This is a genomic window from Pseudomonas sp. 43A (assembly GCF_013363935.1).
Classification (GTDB): Bacteria; Pseudomonadota; Gammaproteobacteria; order Pseudomonadales; family Pseudomonadaceae; genus Aquipseudomonas; species Aquipseudomonas crudilactis.
In genome coordinates, this window is sequence record NZ_CP054880.1 from 6,483,071 (window position 1) to 6,497,499 (window position 14,429).

At 60.1% G+C, this 14,429-nt stretch carries 14 protein-coding genes and 1 pseudogene; 9 read left to right on the forward strand and 6 right to left on the reverse strand.

Annotated elements, in window-relative coordinates:
* Positions 1-134: 134 nt before the first annotated feature.
* From dgcA to HUW52_RS28675, 3 genes are all read right to left on the reverse strand, one after another.
* Positions 135-2,195: a dimethylglycine demethylation protein DgcA gene (gene dgcA, locus HUW52_RS28665; protein ID WP_175555506.1), complete on the reverse strand. Its 2,061-nt coding sequence runs from the start codon at positions 2,193-2,195 to the stop codon at positions 135-137.
* 15 nt (positions 2,196-2,210) lie between these two features.
* Positions 2,211-2,741: a DUF5943 domain-containing protein gene (locus HUW52_RS28670; protein WP_005792152.1), complete on the reverse strand. Its 531-nt coding sequence runs from the start codon at positions 2,739-2,741 to the stop codon at positions 2,211-2,213.
* A gap of 106 nt (positions 2,742-2,847) precedes the next feature.
* Positions 2,848-3,825 carry a dipeptidase gene (locus HUW52_RS28675; protein ID WP_175555507.1) on the reverse strand — a complete coding sequence of 326 codons (978 nt, stop codon included), beginning with the start codon at positions 3,823-3,825 and terminating at the stop codon, positions 2,848-2,850.
* A 234-nt stretch (positions 3,826-4,059) separates the two neighbouring features.
* Here HUW52_RS28675 and HUW52_RS28680 point away from each other — a divergent pair, with 234 nt between their 5' ends.
* Positions 4,060-4,461, forward strand: coding sequence for a lysozyme inhibitor LprI family protein (locus tag HUW52_RS28680; protein ID WP_175555508.1), 402 nt, complete (start codon positions 4,060-4,062; stop codon positions 4,459-4,461).
* A 13-nt stretch (positions 4,462-4,474) separates the two neighbouring features.
* A pseudogene (locus tag HUW52_RS30560) lies at positions 4,475-4,561 on the forward strand (transcriptional regulator); the annotation flags it as partial.
* A 63-nt stretch (positions 4,562-4,624) separates the two neighbouring features.
* Here HUW52_RS30560 and HUW52_RS28685 read toward each other — a convergent pair.
* Positions 4,625-5,590 (reverse strand): tyrosinase family protein, encoded by a 966-nt coding sequence (locus HUW52_RS28685; protein ID WP_175555509.1) that lies wholly within the window; start codon positions 5,588-5,590, stop codon positions 4,625-4,627.
* Positions 5,591-5,819: 229 nt separating this feature from the next.
* On the opposite strand from HUW52_RS28685, the gene HUW52_RS28690 reads away from it, so the two are divergent.
* Positions 5,820-6,236 carry a DUF3010 family protein gene (locus HUW52_RS28690; protein ID WP_175555510.1) on the forward strand — a complete coding sequence of 139 codons (417 nt, stop codon included), beginning with the start codon at positions 5,820-5,822 and terminating at the stop codon, positions 6,234-6,236.
* A gap of 140 nt (positions 6,237-6,376) precedes the next feature.
* Here HUW52_RS28690 and HUW52_RS28695 read toward each other — a convergent pair whose 3' ends face one another.
* Positions 6,377-7,321 carry a GlxA family transcriptional regulator gene (locus tag HUW52_RS28695; protein ID WP_175555511.1) on the reverse strand — a complete coding sequence of 315 codons (945 nt, stop codon included), beginning with the start codon at positions 7,319-7,321 and terminating at the stop codon, positions 6,377-6,379.
* A 192-nt stretch (positions 7,322-7,513) separates the two neighbouring features.
* Between HUW52_RS28695 and HUW52_RS28700 the strand changes: the two genes are divergently transcribed.
* From HUW52_RS28700 to HUW52_RS28725, 6 genes are all read left to right on the forward strand, one after another.
* Positions 7,514-8,458: a choline ABC transporter substrate-binding protein gene (locus HUW52_RS28700; protein WP_122596528.1), complete on the forward strand. Its 945-nt coding sequence runs from the start codon at positions 7,514-7,516 to the stop codon at positions 8,456-8,458.
* A 109-nt stretch (positions 8,459-8,567) separates the two neighbouring features.
* The gene (locus tag HUW52_RS28705; RefSeq protein WP_175555512.1) at positions 8,568-9,455 is read left to right on the forward strand and encodes a 3-keto-5-aminohexanoate cleavage protein; all 888 of its coding nucleotides are present in this window, start codon (positions 8,568-8,570) and stop codon (positions 9,453-9,455) included.
* 140 nt (positions 9,456-9,595) lie between these two features.
* Positions 9,596-10,561, forward strand: coding sequence for an L-carnitine dehydrogenase (locus HUW52_RS28710; protein ID WP_175555513.1), 966 nt, complete (start codon positions 9,596-9,598; stop codon positions 10,559-10,561).
* Between the two features lie 339 nt (positions 10,562-10,900).
* Entirely contained in the window at positions 10,901-11,377 is a 477-nt protein-coding gene (locus HUW52_RS28715; protein WP_175555514.1) for a thioesterase family protein, read from the forward strand.
* A gap of 24 nt (positions 11,378-11,401) precedes the next feature.
* The gene (locus HUW52_RS28720) at positions 11,402-12,565 is read left to right on the forward strand and encodes a gamma-butyrobetaine dioxygenase (protein ID WP_175555515.1); all 1,164 of its coding nucleotides are present in this window, start codon (positions 11,402-11,404) and stop codon (positions 12,563-12,565) included.
* Positions 12,566-12,951: 386 nt separating this feature from the next.
* The gene (locus tag HUW52_RS28725; RefSeq protein ID WP_016983943.1) at positions 12,952-13,215 is read left to right on the forward strand and encodes a hypothetical protein; all 264 of its coding nucleotides are present in this window, start codon (positions 12,952-12,954) and stop codon (positions 13,213-13,215) included.
* Positions 13,216-13,303: 88 nt separating this feature from the next.
* Here HUW52_RS28725 and HUW52_RS28730 read toward each other — a convergent pair whose 3' ends face one another.
* Positions 13,304-14,407: a GlxA family transcriptional regulator gene (locus HUW52_RS28730; RefSeq protein WP_007949927.1), complete on the reverse strand. Its 1,104-nt coding sequence runs from the start codon at positions 14,405-14,407 to the stop codon at positions 13,304-13,306.
* Positions 14,408-14,429: the final 22 nt, after the last annotated feature.

Sequence of the window (14,429 nt, forward strand, 5' to 3'; positions counted from 1 at the left end):
GCAGGTCGAGTTGCCTTACTCGGTCACTGTGGGAGCGAGCTTGCTCGCGAAGGCGGACTGACATTCAACATCAATGTCGACTGATCCACCGCTTTCGCGAGCAAGCTCGCTCCCACAGGGTTGTGTGCAAACCTTTAGAAGTCTTTACACAGTCTGAGCGCGTCATAGATCGCGGCGTGGGTGTTGCGCTGCGCCACGCAGTCGCCGATGCGGAACAGCAAGTAGCCGTCGCCCGCCTCGCTCAGCGACGGTTGCGGCTGGATCGCGAACAACGCTTCGACGTCGATCTGGCCCTTGTTGCGCGAACCCTCTTTGAGCGCGTAGTAGATTTCTTCATCCGGACGCACGCCGTTTTCCACCACCACCTGATCGACCACCCGCTCCTCTTTCGCGCCGGTGTATTCGTTCTCCAGCACTGCCACGAGTTTGTCGCCTTCGCGGTAGACCTTCTCGAGCATCATGTCGCCGGTCATGATCACTTCTTTCGGGTACATGCTGCGGTAGTAAGTCGGGAACGATGTACCGCCGATGGCCACCCCCGGTTTGATGTCGTCGGTAACGATCTCGACCTGGCTGCCCTTGTCGGCGAGGAAGTCGGCAACCGACATCCCGGTGAATTCGCAGATGGTGTCGTAGACCAGCACGTTCTTGCCCGGCGCGACCTTGCCGTCGAGCACGTCCCAGCTGCTGACCACCAGCCCTTCGGCGGCGCCCCAGTGTTCGTTCTGTTCCAGGTACGGATGCCCGCCGACCGCCAGCACCACCACGTCCGGACGCAAGTCCATGATGGTGTCGGCATCAGCTGCCGTGCCCAGGCGCAAATCGACTTTCAGCCGCGCAAGTTCCAGCTGGAACCAGCGGGTGATGCCGGCGATCTGGTCGCGCTGCGGCGCTTTCGAGGCGGTGGTGATCTGCCCGCCGATGAATTCTTTCTTCTCGAACAGGGTCACGTCGTGGCCACGTTCGGCGGCAACCCGTGCCGCTTCCATCCCGGCCGGGCCGGCACCGACCACAACGACTTTGCGTTTCGGTCCGGTGGATTTCTCGATGATATGCGGCACGCCCATGTACTCACGGGACGTCGCGGCGTTCTGGATGCACAACACGTCGAGACCTTGATACTGACGGTCGATGCAATAGTTGGCGCCGACGCACTGCTTGATCTGGTCGATCTGGCCCATCTTGATCTTGGCGATCAGGTGCGGGTCGGCGATGTGCGCGCGGGTCATGCCGACCATGTCGACGTAACCGCCTTCAAGGATGCGCGTGGCCTGGTTCGGGTCCTTGATGTTCTGGGCGTGCAGCACCGGCACCTTGACCACTTCCTTGATCCCGGCGGCCAGATGCAGGAACGGCTCCGGTGGATAACTCATGTTCGGAATCACGTTGGCCAGGGTGTTGTGGGTGTCACAACCCGAGCCGACGACGCCGATGAAATCGAGCATGCCGGTGTCGTCGTAATACTTGGCAATCTGCTTCATGTCCTCGTGGGACAAACCGTCCGGGTGGAACTCGTCACCGCACAGACGCATGCCCACGCAGAAGTCGTCACCGACCTCGGCGCGCACGGCTTTCAGCACTTCCAGACCGAACTTCATCCGGCCCTCGAAGGTGCCACCCCATTCGTCGGTGCGCTTGTTGACGCGCGGGCTCCAGAACTGGTCGATCATGTGCTGGTGAACGGCAGACAGCTCAACGCCGTCGAGACCACCGGCCTTGGCCCGGCGCGCGGCCTGGGCGTAGTTGCCGATCACCCGCCAGATTTCTTCCGGCTCGATGGTCTTGCAGGTGGCGCGGTGCACCGGCTCACGGATGCCCGACGGCGACATCAGGGTCGGCCAGTTGAAGCCGTCCCAGCGCGAGCGCCGGCCCATGTGGGTAATCTGAATCATGATCTTGGCGCCATGCTTGTGCATGGCGTCGGCCAGATTCTGGAAGTGCGGAATGATCCGGTCGGTCGACAGGTTGACCGAGCTCCACCATTCCTGCGGGCTGTCGATGGCGACCACGGAGGAACCGCCACAGATCGCCAGGCCGATGCCGCCCTTGGCTTTCTCTTCGTAATACTTGACGTAGCGGTCGGTGGTCATGCCACCGTCAGTCGCGTAGACCTCGGCGTGCGCAGTGCTGAGCACGCGGTTGCGGATGGTCAGTTTGCCGATCTGGATCGGCTGGAACATTGCTTCGAAAGCCATGGCGGGTTCCTCGACTTACAACGGCTTGACGGTGAACAGGCCGTCGTCGTGGCCTTCTTCGGAGCCACCGTAGACTTGCTCGGCAACGGTGCGAATCTTGCTGCCGCGCGCCTCAAGAATCTGATCCATGGCCCCGGCAAACCAACCGGTGAACATGTAGTCGACCTTGCGCCCGACCTTGCCGTAGACGTAGACGAACGCCGAGTGTTCGAGCTTGACGCTGGCGGTGCCTTTGTCGAGGTCGATGTCCTGGATCTTGAACAGGCCCCAGCCGCGTTGCGACAGGCGTTTCATGTAGTGCTCGAACACCGCGACGCCTTCCAGGCCGTGGCATTCGGCTTCTTTTTCGCACCAGTGCCAGGCGGACTTGTAGCCTGCCTTGTAGAGGATCTCGGCGTAGGCGTCAGCGCCCAGCACTTCCTCGATGCCCATGTGGTTATTGACGAAGAAATGCCGTGGCACGTAGAGCATCGGCAGGGCGTCAGAGGTCCAGACACCGGTCTCGCTGTCGACTTCGATTGGCAATTGCGGGGCGATCTTGGCCATGGAAACTTAACTCCAGAAAATTTTAGATTCAGTGTTGGCCGCGGCCCTCACCCCAGCCCTCTCCCAGAGGGAGAGGGAGCAGATCGGCGGCGGTCTTGAGAAAGCGTTACTCGCCCCAGACGTCTTTGAGGACGTTGACCCAGTTCTCGCCCATGATCTTGCGCACCACGCGCTCGGAGTGGCCGCGCTTGAGCAGGGTTTCGGTCAGGTTCGGGAACTCGCCGACGGTGCGGATACCCAGCGGGTTGATGATCTTGCCGAAGCTGGTCAGGCGGCGGGCGTAGCCCTTGTCGTGGGTCAGGTATTCGAAGAAGTCCTGACCGTGCCCCTGGGTGAAGTCGGTGCCGATGCCGATGGCGTCTTCGCCGACGATGTTCATCACGTATTCGATCGCTTCGGCGTAGTCGTCGATGGTCGAATCGATGCCCTTGGCGAGGAACGGCGCGAACATGGTCACGCCGACAAAACCGCCGTGGTCGGCAATGAACTTCAGTTCTGCATCGGACTTGTTGCGCGGGTGCTCTTTGAGACCCGACGGCAGGCAGTGGGAATAGCAGACCGGTTTTTTCGATTCGAGGATAACTTCTTCGGAAGTCTTCGAGCCTACGTGGGACAGGTCGCACATGACGCCAACGCGGTTCATCTCGGCAACGATCTCGCGACCGAAACCCGAGAGGCCGCCATCACGCTCGTAGCAACCGGTACCGACCAGGTTCTGGGTGTTGTAGCACATCTGCACGATGCCGACGCCGAGCTGCTTGAACACCTCGACATAGCCGATCTGGTCTTCAAACGCGTGAGCATTCTGGAAGCCGAAGAGGATGCCGGTCTTGCCTTGTTCCTTGGCGCGACGGATGTCGGCAGTGGTGCGCACCGGCATCACCAGGTCGCCGTTTTCGCGGATCAGCTTCTGGCTGGCGGCAATATTGTTCACGGTCGCCTGAAAGCCTTCCCACACCGACACCGTGCAGTTGGCTGCCGTCAGACCGCCCTTGCGCATGTCTTCGAACAGCTCGCGGTTCCATTTGGCAATGATCAGACCGTCGATAACGATGCTGTCGGCGTGTAATTCGGCTGGGCTCATCAGGCGTCCCCTTATTGGCGATTCATGCGCCGAATCGTCTGCCGGCGCTTTGGGGCCAGCATATGCCTCGGTGCCGGGGCGACCGGGTGCAAAAACGACAGGGGAATTGCCGAAAGCGTCAATCCGCGACAAAGGGTCGCCAGACGCTCCGATCAGCTACCTGTTCAAGCCCGCAAGCTTGAGCCAGAATCTCCGGCATCTTGGAAACACCACTGGATTAGAGCGGCGACAACAATGAAATCGATCTTCCTGGCTTTGGCACTGATTGCGACCGGCGTACACGCCGCTGAGGAATCCGACAACAACCCCTGCGACGCCGTCGAAAACGACGTCCAGACCCTGGAATGCTCGACCTACAGCCGCAGCACCGCCGAAGACCTGCTCAAGGACAACTACGCCAGCCTCAACGAACGCATGCAGACCGCGTACGGCAAGAACCCGACGCAACTGGCGGACATCACCGCCAAGATGAAGACGGCTCAGCAGCAGTGGCTGAAGACGCGGGATGCCGATTGCGCCGTGGAAGCGTTCCCGGCGACGGCGGGGAGCAAGGCGTTCACGATTGCGCAGAATGACTGCGTGGCGCGGATGAGTGATGAACGGTCGGAGTTTTTGGAGTCGATTGGGCAGGAGTGATCATTAGAACTGCAGGAAGACAATCGCCAAGCCTCGAAAAGCAACTCGCGAAAAGATTGCGGCGGCCTTTGGAATCACCTCTGAGCAGCTTGAGCTCTAGCCGGTTACGGCGTGTTTGCCTGCTGCAATAGCCAGGCATTCACACCGCCACCCAATGCCAGCATCAGTCGTGAAAAGGAGACCGAGGTTTCGCATGATCAAGGATCAGACGGGGCACCTCATACTCATACCCCAAGTCAGTGATGTCGCTCACACTCCGAGCAGACTGCGCAAACGGCTCAAGCACATCATCGTAATTATGTCCTTTCGGACCATTGACCAGCGGCGCGTAATGCGGCGCCCAACGTTCGTTGCTCTGTAGCATCAGTGATTGCCAGTCTGCCCACACTTTGTCGACAAAGCAGTGGTGCAGGAAGAACACCGGATCATCTGGAGAGGTCATCGGCAACATATTGCCGCCCACCCAGAGGTGAACGCGATTATGCAGTTGTGAACCCGCAGTGGTTACCTGCGGATCACCGCGCTGGGTGATCCAGCCTTCCAGACGATTTCGGAAGCCGCGCACAGTCGGGCCTGAATCATAAGGCGGGGTGTCGTAAAGATTTTCGCGCAAGGCCATTTGCAGATCTTCCGGGGTCGGCAATGAGTTCACGACCAGCCCGAACTGGCGCTTCAAACCAGGACCTGGCAAATCGTCATCCGGATAGGAGGGAACCGGCCATTGTCCATGCTTAGAGGCAAACCGACCGGTTGCGACACGCCAGTCATCGCCTTCAACACCATTACCGCCCATGAAATCCTCAGCCCACACCGGAGAGTTGAGCGGGTCGGCAGCATCTTCGGTCCAGTTCCAGTACGGAATCGTGATGGAGGGGTCAATCGCCTGAAGGTCATTTTCGAACTTCAGCAAAAACGCGCGGTGCCATGGCAGGAATGAAGGCCCCCGATGGGCGCCATTGCGGTAGTTTGGATCGTTTGGTTCATGTGGCAGAACTGTAGGCTTCATGACTTGGTGATGCAGGTGTACATACTCGTCATATTGACCTGACTGTTTGAGCTGGAGGCAGGCGGCGACGAAGTTGGTTTTTTCGTTTTGGGTCAATGAGCGAATGTTCTTGCGTAGTTTCATGTCTTCAGTCCCTTGAGCGAGGTCACGAATGGGAAAGGACGATAATCGTCCCAATCCCCCGGCAACCAAGCTAGGCGCCTGCCGGAAGGCCGTCTACTGTCAGAAATTACAGGTCAGTAACGAATTCCGACCAGCGGTATTGCACCGCTGGGGCGCCGACGCGAGTGACTTGACCGCCCGACTGCGTCAACATGACTACCATCCAATTCGCTCATAAGGTCACTCGCCCATGAACATCTGCGGCATCGAAATCAAAGGCAGCGAAGCGATCATCGCCGTGGCCTCGCTGGACGGTTCGACCCTGAGCCACATTCCCCTCGCCACCAAGAAGATCGCCCTCGAAGACGATGACGAAGCGGCCAACGTGAAAGTGTTCGCGGCGCAGCTGGCGTCGTTTGTGCGCGAGAATTCGGTTGACCGGATTGCGATCAAGAAGCGCAGCAAGAAGGGTGAGTTTGCCGGCGGGCCGACGACGTTCAAGATTGAGGGGGTGTTTCAGTTGCTCGATGGGTGTGAGGTGACTCTGTTGTCGCCGCAGACTATCAATGCGCAGGCGAAGAAGCACAACTTCGAGCTGCCGGGGACGCTGAACAAGTATCAGCATGAGGCTTATAAGGCGGCGTGTTCGGCGCTGGTGAAGAAGTAACCCGATTTCCGAAATCACAGTAAATCCATGTGGGAGCGAGCTTGCTCGCGAAGAGGGAGTGTCAGTCGACAGTTTTGTTGAATGATCTACCGCATTCGCGAGCAAGCTCGCTCCCACAGGTTTATTTACTGGTCTCAAGATCAGGCCTGGGCGGTACGGCGGTCTTCGCGGGGGCAGCGGGCGAACTTTGCGCGGTAGCTGCGGGTGAAGTACGACGGCGACTCGAAGCCGCAGGCGATGCTCACTTCGAGCACGCTCATGTCGGTCTGGCGCAGTAGCTGCCGGGCTTTTTCCAATCGCAGGCGCAGATAGAAATTGCTCGGCGTATCGTTCAGGTGCAGCCGGAACAAGCGCTCCAGTTGCCGTCGCGTGACTTTGATCGATTCCGCCAGTTGCAGCGTGGTCAGCGGCGGTTCGCTGTGCTGCTCCATCTCGCCGATCACATGAACCAGTTTCTTGTTGCTGATCCCGTAACGCGTGGCCACTTCCATGCGCTGGTGATCTTTACGCGGACGAATTCGCCCCAGCACAAATTGCTCGCTGACCTGAATCGCCAGTTGCGGGCCATGAGCCTGGGCGATCAGATCGAGCATTAAATCGATGGAAGCCGTGCCGCCGGCCGAGGTGATGCGTCGGCGGTCGATCTCGAACAGCTCCTGGGTCACGCTGAGCTGTGGATAAGATTCCTTGAAAGCGTCAATGGCTTCCCAGTGCAGCGTCAAGCGATGGCCCTCAAGCAACCCGGCTTCAGCAAGGACAAAGCTGCCGGTGTCAATGGCACCAAGGGTCACGCCTTCGTTATCCAGCCGCCGCAACCAGTGTTCAAGGGTGGGCGTGGCGAACTTCAGCGGTTCAAACCCGGCCACCACTAACAACGTCGCACCTTTCTTCAACGGCTCCAGCGCCGCGTCGGCGTTGACCGACATGCCGTTGCTCGCCAACACCGCCCCACCATCAGCGCTCAACACATGCCAGCGGTACAACTCGCCACGAAAGCGGTTGGCCACGCGCAGCGGTTCGATCGCGGAAATAAAGCCGATGGCGGAGAACCCCGGCATCAGCAAGAAGTAGAAATCCTGGGACATGTGCGCACTCGGTTGGCGGGTAGCGTGGGATGTTGATACGCCAGTTGTCTTCGGCATTCAAGAGCGCAGGTCGCTACAGTGCAAATGCCAGTCGCCGCAGTGCGCTTTCATGGGCGTATAGCTGCGTAACTTTGCATCACCGGCACGACAGATGCCGGAACTCACAATAAACGACCTGCCGAGGAACCCGACATGAAACGACTGATCAGCAGCTGTGTTCTTGCACTCAGCGGTACCGCTTTCTTGAGCGCCAGCGTTATGGCGGCGGACCCCGCCTCGTGCCAGAACGTGCGCATGGGCGTGGTCAACTGGACCGACGTGATCGCCACCAGTGCCATGACCCAGGTCCTGCTCGACGGCCTCGGCTACAACACCAAACAAACCAGCGCCTCCCAGCAAATCATCTTCGCCGGGATCCGCGATCAGCGGCTGGACCTGTTCCTCGGTTACTGGAACCCGCTGATGACCCAGACCATTACCCCGTTCGTCGACGCCAATCAGGTCAAAGTCCTTGAGGCACCGAGCCTGAAAGATGCCCGCGCCACCCTCGCGGTGCCGACTTATCTGGCCGACAAAGGCCTGAAAACCTTCGCCGATATTGCCAAGTTTGAAAAAGAACTGGGCGGCAAGATTTACGGCATCGAGCCGGGCTCGGGCGCCAACACGCAGATCAAGGCGATGATCGCCAAGAACCAGTTCGGCCTCGGCAAGTTCCAGTTGGTCGAATCCAGTGAGGCCGGCATGCTCGCCGCCGTCGACCGCGCCGTGCGCCGCAAAGAAGCCGTGGTGTTCTTCGGCTGGGCGCCGCACCCGATGAACGTCAACGTACAGATGACGTACCTGACCGGCAGCGACGACGCCCTCGGCCCGAACGAAGGCATGGCCACCGTGTGGACCGTCACTGCGCCGAAATACGCCGAACAGTGCCCGAACATCGGTCGCCTGCTGACCAACCTGACGTTCACCGCCGAGGACGAGAGCCGGATGATGCAGCCGCTGCTCGATCACAAGGACGCTTTCGAATCGGCCAGGCAATGGCTCAAGGATCACCCGGAAGACAAGCAGCGCTGGCTGGAAGGTGTGACCACGTTCGATGGCAAACCGGCCGCTGAAAACCTCCAGCTGACCAGCAAATAACCGCCACCCTCACCCTATCCCTCTTCCGCTGGGAGAGGGAACTGAACGACGCTTCGCAGCCCGGAAAAGGACTGCGGACAGACCCATTACGCCTGAAGGAAACCGCACCATGAACCACGACGTCATCATCACCTGCGCACTCACCGGTGCTGGCGACACGACCGCCAAGAGCCCGCACGTGCCGGTCACCCCGAAACAGATCGCTGCGGCGGCCGTTGAAGCGGCCAAGGCTGGCGCCACCGTCGCGCACTGCCATGTACGCGATCCGCAAACCGGCAAGTTCAGCCGTGACGTGGCGCTGTACCGCGAAGTGATGGAGCGCATCCGCGAGGCCGACGTCGACATCATCGTCAACCTCACCGCCGGCATGGGCGGCGACCTGGAGATCGGCGCCGGCGAGAACCCGATGGAGTTCGGTCCGAACACCGATCTGGTCGGCCCGCTGACCCGTCTCGCCCACGTTGAAGAGTTGCTGCCGGAAATCTGCACCCTCGATTGCGGCACTCTGAACTTCGGTGATGGCGACACCATTTATGTCTCCACTCCGGCGCAACTGCGTGCCGGCGCCAAGCGTATTACCGAGCTGGGCGTGAAGGCCGAGCTGGAGATTTTCGACACCGGGCACCTGTGGTTTGCCAAGCAGATGATCAAGGAAGGGTTGCTCGATAATCCGCTGTTCCAGCTGTGCCTGGGCATCCCGTGGGGCGCGCCGGCGGATACCACCACCATGAAAGCCATGGTCGACAACCTGCCCGCCGATGCGGTGTGGGCCGGGTTTGGCATTGGCCGCATGCAGATGCCAATGGCCGCGCAAGCGGTGCTGCTCGGCGGCAACGTGCGGGTCGGGCTGGAAGACAACCTGTGGCTGGACAAAGGTGTGCTGGCGACCAATGGCCAACTGGTCGAGCGCGCCACCGAAATCCTTAGCCGCCTCGGCGCCCGGGTGCTGACCCCTGCCGAAGGCCGCAAAAAAATGGGCCTGACCCAGCGCGGTTAATTGCCCCACCTCGAACCCTGTGGGAGCGAGCTTGCTCGCGAATGCGATGGCTCTGCTGATGAAGATGCTGCGGATGTACCGCCCCCTTCGCGAGCAAGCTCGCTCCCACAGTTGATCGCCGAATTATTCAGGAAATCACCATGAGCTTTATCACCGAAATCAAAACCTTCGCCGCGCTAGGCAGCGGTGTCATCGGCAGTGGCTGGGTGGCTCGCGCCCTCGCCCACGGCCTGGATGTGATCGCCTGGGACCCGGCACCGGGCGCGGAAGCGGCGCTGCGCAAACGCGTGGCCAATGCCTGGGGCGCGCTGGAGAAAAACGGTCTGGCGCCGGGCGCTTCGCAGGATCGTCTGCGCTTTGTCGCGACCATCGAGGAGTGCGTGCGCGAGGCCGATTTCATTCAGGAAAGCGCCCCGGAACGTCTCGAGTTGAAGCTCGATCTGCACAGCAAAATCAGTGCAGCGGCCAAGCCGAATGCGTTGATCGGTTCGAGTACCTCGGGCCTGCTGCCAAGTGAGTTCTACGAGAGTTCAACGCACCCTGAACGCTGCGTGGTCGGCCACCCGTTCAACCCGGTTTATCTGTTGCCGCTGGTGGAAGTGGTCGGCGGCAAGAACACCGCGCCGGAGGCCGTTCAGGCAGCGATGAAAGTCTACGAATCTCTCGGCATGCGTCCGTTGCATGTGCGCAAGGAAGTGCCGGGTTTCATTGCTGACCGCTTGCTCGAAGCGCTGTGGCGCGAGGCGTTGCACTTGGTTAACGACGGTGTCGCGACCACTGGCGAGATCGACGATGCGATTCGGTTTGGCGCTGGTCTGCGCTGGTCGTTCATGGGGACTTTCCTGACTTACACGCTGGCTGGGGGTGATGCGGGCATGCGCCACTTCATGTCGCAATTCGGCCCGGCGTTGCAGTTGCCGTGGACCTATCTGCCGGCGCCCGAGCTGACGGAGAAGTTGATTGATGATGTGGTCGATGGCACCAGTGATCAGCTTGGCCGCCACAGTATTTCGGCGCTGGAGCGCTATCGTGATGATTGCTTGCTGGCGGTGCTTGAGGCGGTGAAGACTACCAAGGAGAAGCATGGGATGGCGTTCAGCGATTAATCGGGTTGGCATGACATCGCAGCCCTCACCCTAGCCCTCTCCCAGAGGTAGAGGGGACTGACCGCGGTGCTCATGCGAGTTACGCCGACTTGCACCACCGAGCCGAATTCAAGTTTTGAAAGGCCCCCGATCGGCTCCCTTTCCCTCTCTGCCCCCTGAGGGAGAGGGGACCGACCGCGGTGCTCATGCGAGTTACGCCGACTTGATCTATCGAGCCGAACTCAAGTTTTGAATAGCCCCCGATCGGCTCCCTTTCCCCCTCTCCCCCCTGGGGGAGAGGGCTGGGGTGAGGGGGTAGCTCTTGATCTTAACGACCCGCCCACTGCCGGAACCCAAACCATGTCACACCTCACCACCTACCAAACCAGAATCATCCCCGACTGGGTCGACTACAACGGCCACCTGCGCGACGCCTTCTACCTGCTGATTTTCAGCTACGCCACCGACGCCCTGATGGACCGCCTCGGCATGGACAGCAACAACCGCGAAGCCAGCGGTAACTCACTGTTCACCCTCGAACTGCACCTCAATTATCTGCACGAAGTGAAGCTCGACACCGAGGTCGAAGTACGCACGCAAATCATCGGCCACGACAGCAAACGCCTGCACCTCTATCACAGCCTGCACAAGGTCGGGGAGGAGCAGGAACTGGCCGGCAATGAACAAATGCTCTTGCACGTCGACCTTGCCGGCCCGCGCTCGGCGCCTTTCAGCGCGGACACCTTGAGCCGCCTGCAAAGCATCGTTGCCGAACAGAAAGACCTGCCCGCTCCCGCTTACATCGGCCGCGTCATCACGCTGCCGCCTGCAAGGTAAATCCATCGATCGCAAGGAGCCGCCATGAACACCGCTGCCGCTGTTGCCGATTTCCGTACTTATCCGTTGATCAGCGCGCTCAGTGGCGTGCAGACCCTGGCGGATCGCGTTGCCATTGAATGGGCTGACGGTCGCATCAGCCCGTTTCACGCTGTCTGGTTGCGGGATAACTGCCCGTGTCAGCAGTGCGTCTACAACGTCACCCGTGAACAGGTTTTCGAAATTGTCGATGCGGCTGAGGATCTGAAACCGACAGCCGCGCACATCGATACCGATGGCTGTCTGCGCATCGACTGGCAGGACGGCCACCTCAGCCGTTTCGACCCGGGCTGGTTGCGCGCGCATGCCTACGATGATGAATCCCGCGCCGAACGTCTGGCCGCCAAGCCCAAGCCCTTTCTTTGGCGTAGCGATCTGCAACTCCCGGTGTTCGAATACGCGGCGCTGATGAACGACAACGCCGCGCTGCTGCAATGGCTGCTCGCCGTACGCGACATCGGCCTGACCCAAGTGCGCGGCGTGCCCACCGAACCCGGTTCGCTGAAGCTCATCGCGCAACGTATTTCCTTCATTCGTGAAAGCAACTTCGGCGTGCTGTTCAACGTACAGTCCAAGGCCGACGCCGACAGCAATGCCTACACCGCTTTCAATTTGCCGTTGCACACCGACCTGCCCACCCGCGAGCTGCAACCGGGGCTGCAATTTCTGCATTGCCTGGTAAATGATGCAGAGGGTGGCGAGAGCATTTTTGTCGATGGTTTTGCGATTGCCGATGCGTTGCGCAGCGAAGACCCGAAGGCGTTTCAGGCGCTGTGTGAAATCCCCGTGGAGTTTCGCAACAAGGATCGCCATAGCGACTATCGCTGCCTGGCGCCGATCATTGCTTTGGATGCCCTGGGACGTGTGGCGGAAATTCGCATGGCGAACTTTTTGCGTGGGGCATTTGAGACGTCGGTGGAGCAGATGCCGGTGTTGTATCGGGCGTATCGGCGGTTTATCGCGATGACGCGCGAGCCACGGTTTCGGCTGATGCAGCGACTCAATCCGGGCGAGCTGTGGTGCTTTGATAACCGCCGCACGTTGCATGCGCGCAATGCGTTTGACCCGGCCACCGGGGCGCGGCACTTCCAAGGCTGCTATATCGACCGCGATGAGCTGTTGTCGCGGATTCTGGTGTTGCAACGCTAGACCGCGTCATCGTTCTTCGCGAGCAGGCTCGCTCCCACATTTAATCGCATTCCCCTGAATGAACGCGGTCACCTGTGGGAGCGAGCCTGCTCGCTAAGGCTTCAGCAGCAACACACCGTTCTCTGATTCACAGGCAAAAAAAACTCCGATCGAGCCGTGACAGGATCGGAGCTGAGGAGGGTACTGTTGAGGAGCTGCCGTGCGAGGGTGACCAAACCTTCGTGTTGCAAGCTGAGTTCAGTGTGCCCACTCCCTTGAGCGGCAAGTTAGCCGAAAACGACCTGTTCATAGCCGTCGCAGCCACTGCGACAAAACGCCCTTGCCGTGCCCCGGCGTGGCTACCAGAATCGAGCCACGACCTCCGTTATTGAAGAAGGATGCGCGTCATGATGTATGCCGATTTGATCGATCAGGAAGATTTGTTGGGCCAGCTCAAGGCGTTGGGTATTCAAGTGCCCAGTGGCACGACCGCCGATCAGGCCTGCGAGTGCGCGGTGCGCGGTCTGGATAATGTGCGCGCGTTTGAACTGCGCAAGATGGTCAAGGACATGTACACCAGCGGCGCCAGTATCCAGCCGGCAGTGCGGCAGGCGATCGACAAACAATTACTGCCGGCATTGGCGGACTATCAGCAAAGCCATAGCGCCTGACAGCAGATCAAAAGATCGCAGCCTTCGGCAGCTCCTACATTGGAACGCATATCCCTGTAGGAGCTGCCGCAGGCTGCGATCTTTTGCCTTACAGCCTTACGCTGGCAAACGTCGACTCGTTGCGCGCCTGACTCAACGCCGACATCGGCCCCGACAGCGGCGACATCACGATGGCTTGTGGCAGCGGCAGCATCGCCACTTGCTGGGTGGTGTTGGAGCCTACGCGCTCGTCACGCGGCGGAATGCCGAAGTACTCGCGGTAGCACTTGGAGAAGTGCGGCGTCGAGACGAAACCACACACCGACGCCACTTCGATGATCGACATCGGCGTTTGCTTGAGCAACTGCCGGGCGCGGATCAGGCGCAGCTTCAAGTAGTAGCGCGACGGCGAGCAGTGCAGGTATTTCTGGAACAACCGCTCCAGCTGTCGACGCGACACCGCGACGTACACCGCCAATTCATCGAGGTCGATCGGCTCTTCGAGGTTGGCTTCCATCAGCGCGACGATTTCCTGCAGTTTCGGCTGATTGGTGCCGAGCATGTGCTTGAGCGGCACGCGCTGGTGATCCTGCTCGTTGCGGATGCGTTCGTAGACGAACATTTCCGAGATCGCGGCGGAGAGTTCACGGCCATGATCGCGGCTGATCAGGTGCAGCATCATGTCCAGCGGCGCGGTGCCACCGGAGCTGGTGAAACGGTTACGGTCGAGGGTGAACAAGCGAGTGCTCATGGCCACGCGTGGGAAAGCTTCCTGCATCGCCGCCAGACATTCCCAGTGCACGCTGCAATCGAAACCGTCGAGCAGACCAGCGCAGGCCAGTGCCCAACTGCCGGTGCACACGGCGCCGAGACGCTTGGACTGACGCGCCTGGCTTTGCAGCCAGGAAACGTGTTCACGGGTGACAGTGCGTTGGATACCGATGCCGCCGCAGACAATCACAGTGTCCAGCGGCGGGGCTTTGTGCATGGAAGCGTCGGGAGTGATTTGCAGACCGTCACTGGCCCACACCTGGCCGCCATCGACGGTGAGGGTGCTCCAGCGATACAGCTCGCGACCGGACAATTGGTTGGCCATGCGCAGAGGTTCTACTGCCGAGGCCAGAGAAATCAGCGTGAAATTGTCCAGCAGCAGAAAGCCGATGGATTGAGGCGCACGGTTCTGGGGTTGGGCCCCGGAGTTGAACGACGTCATCGCGGTATCTCCTCACACAAAG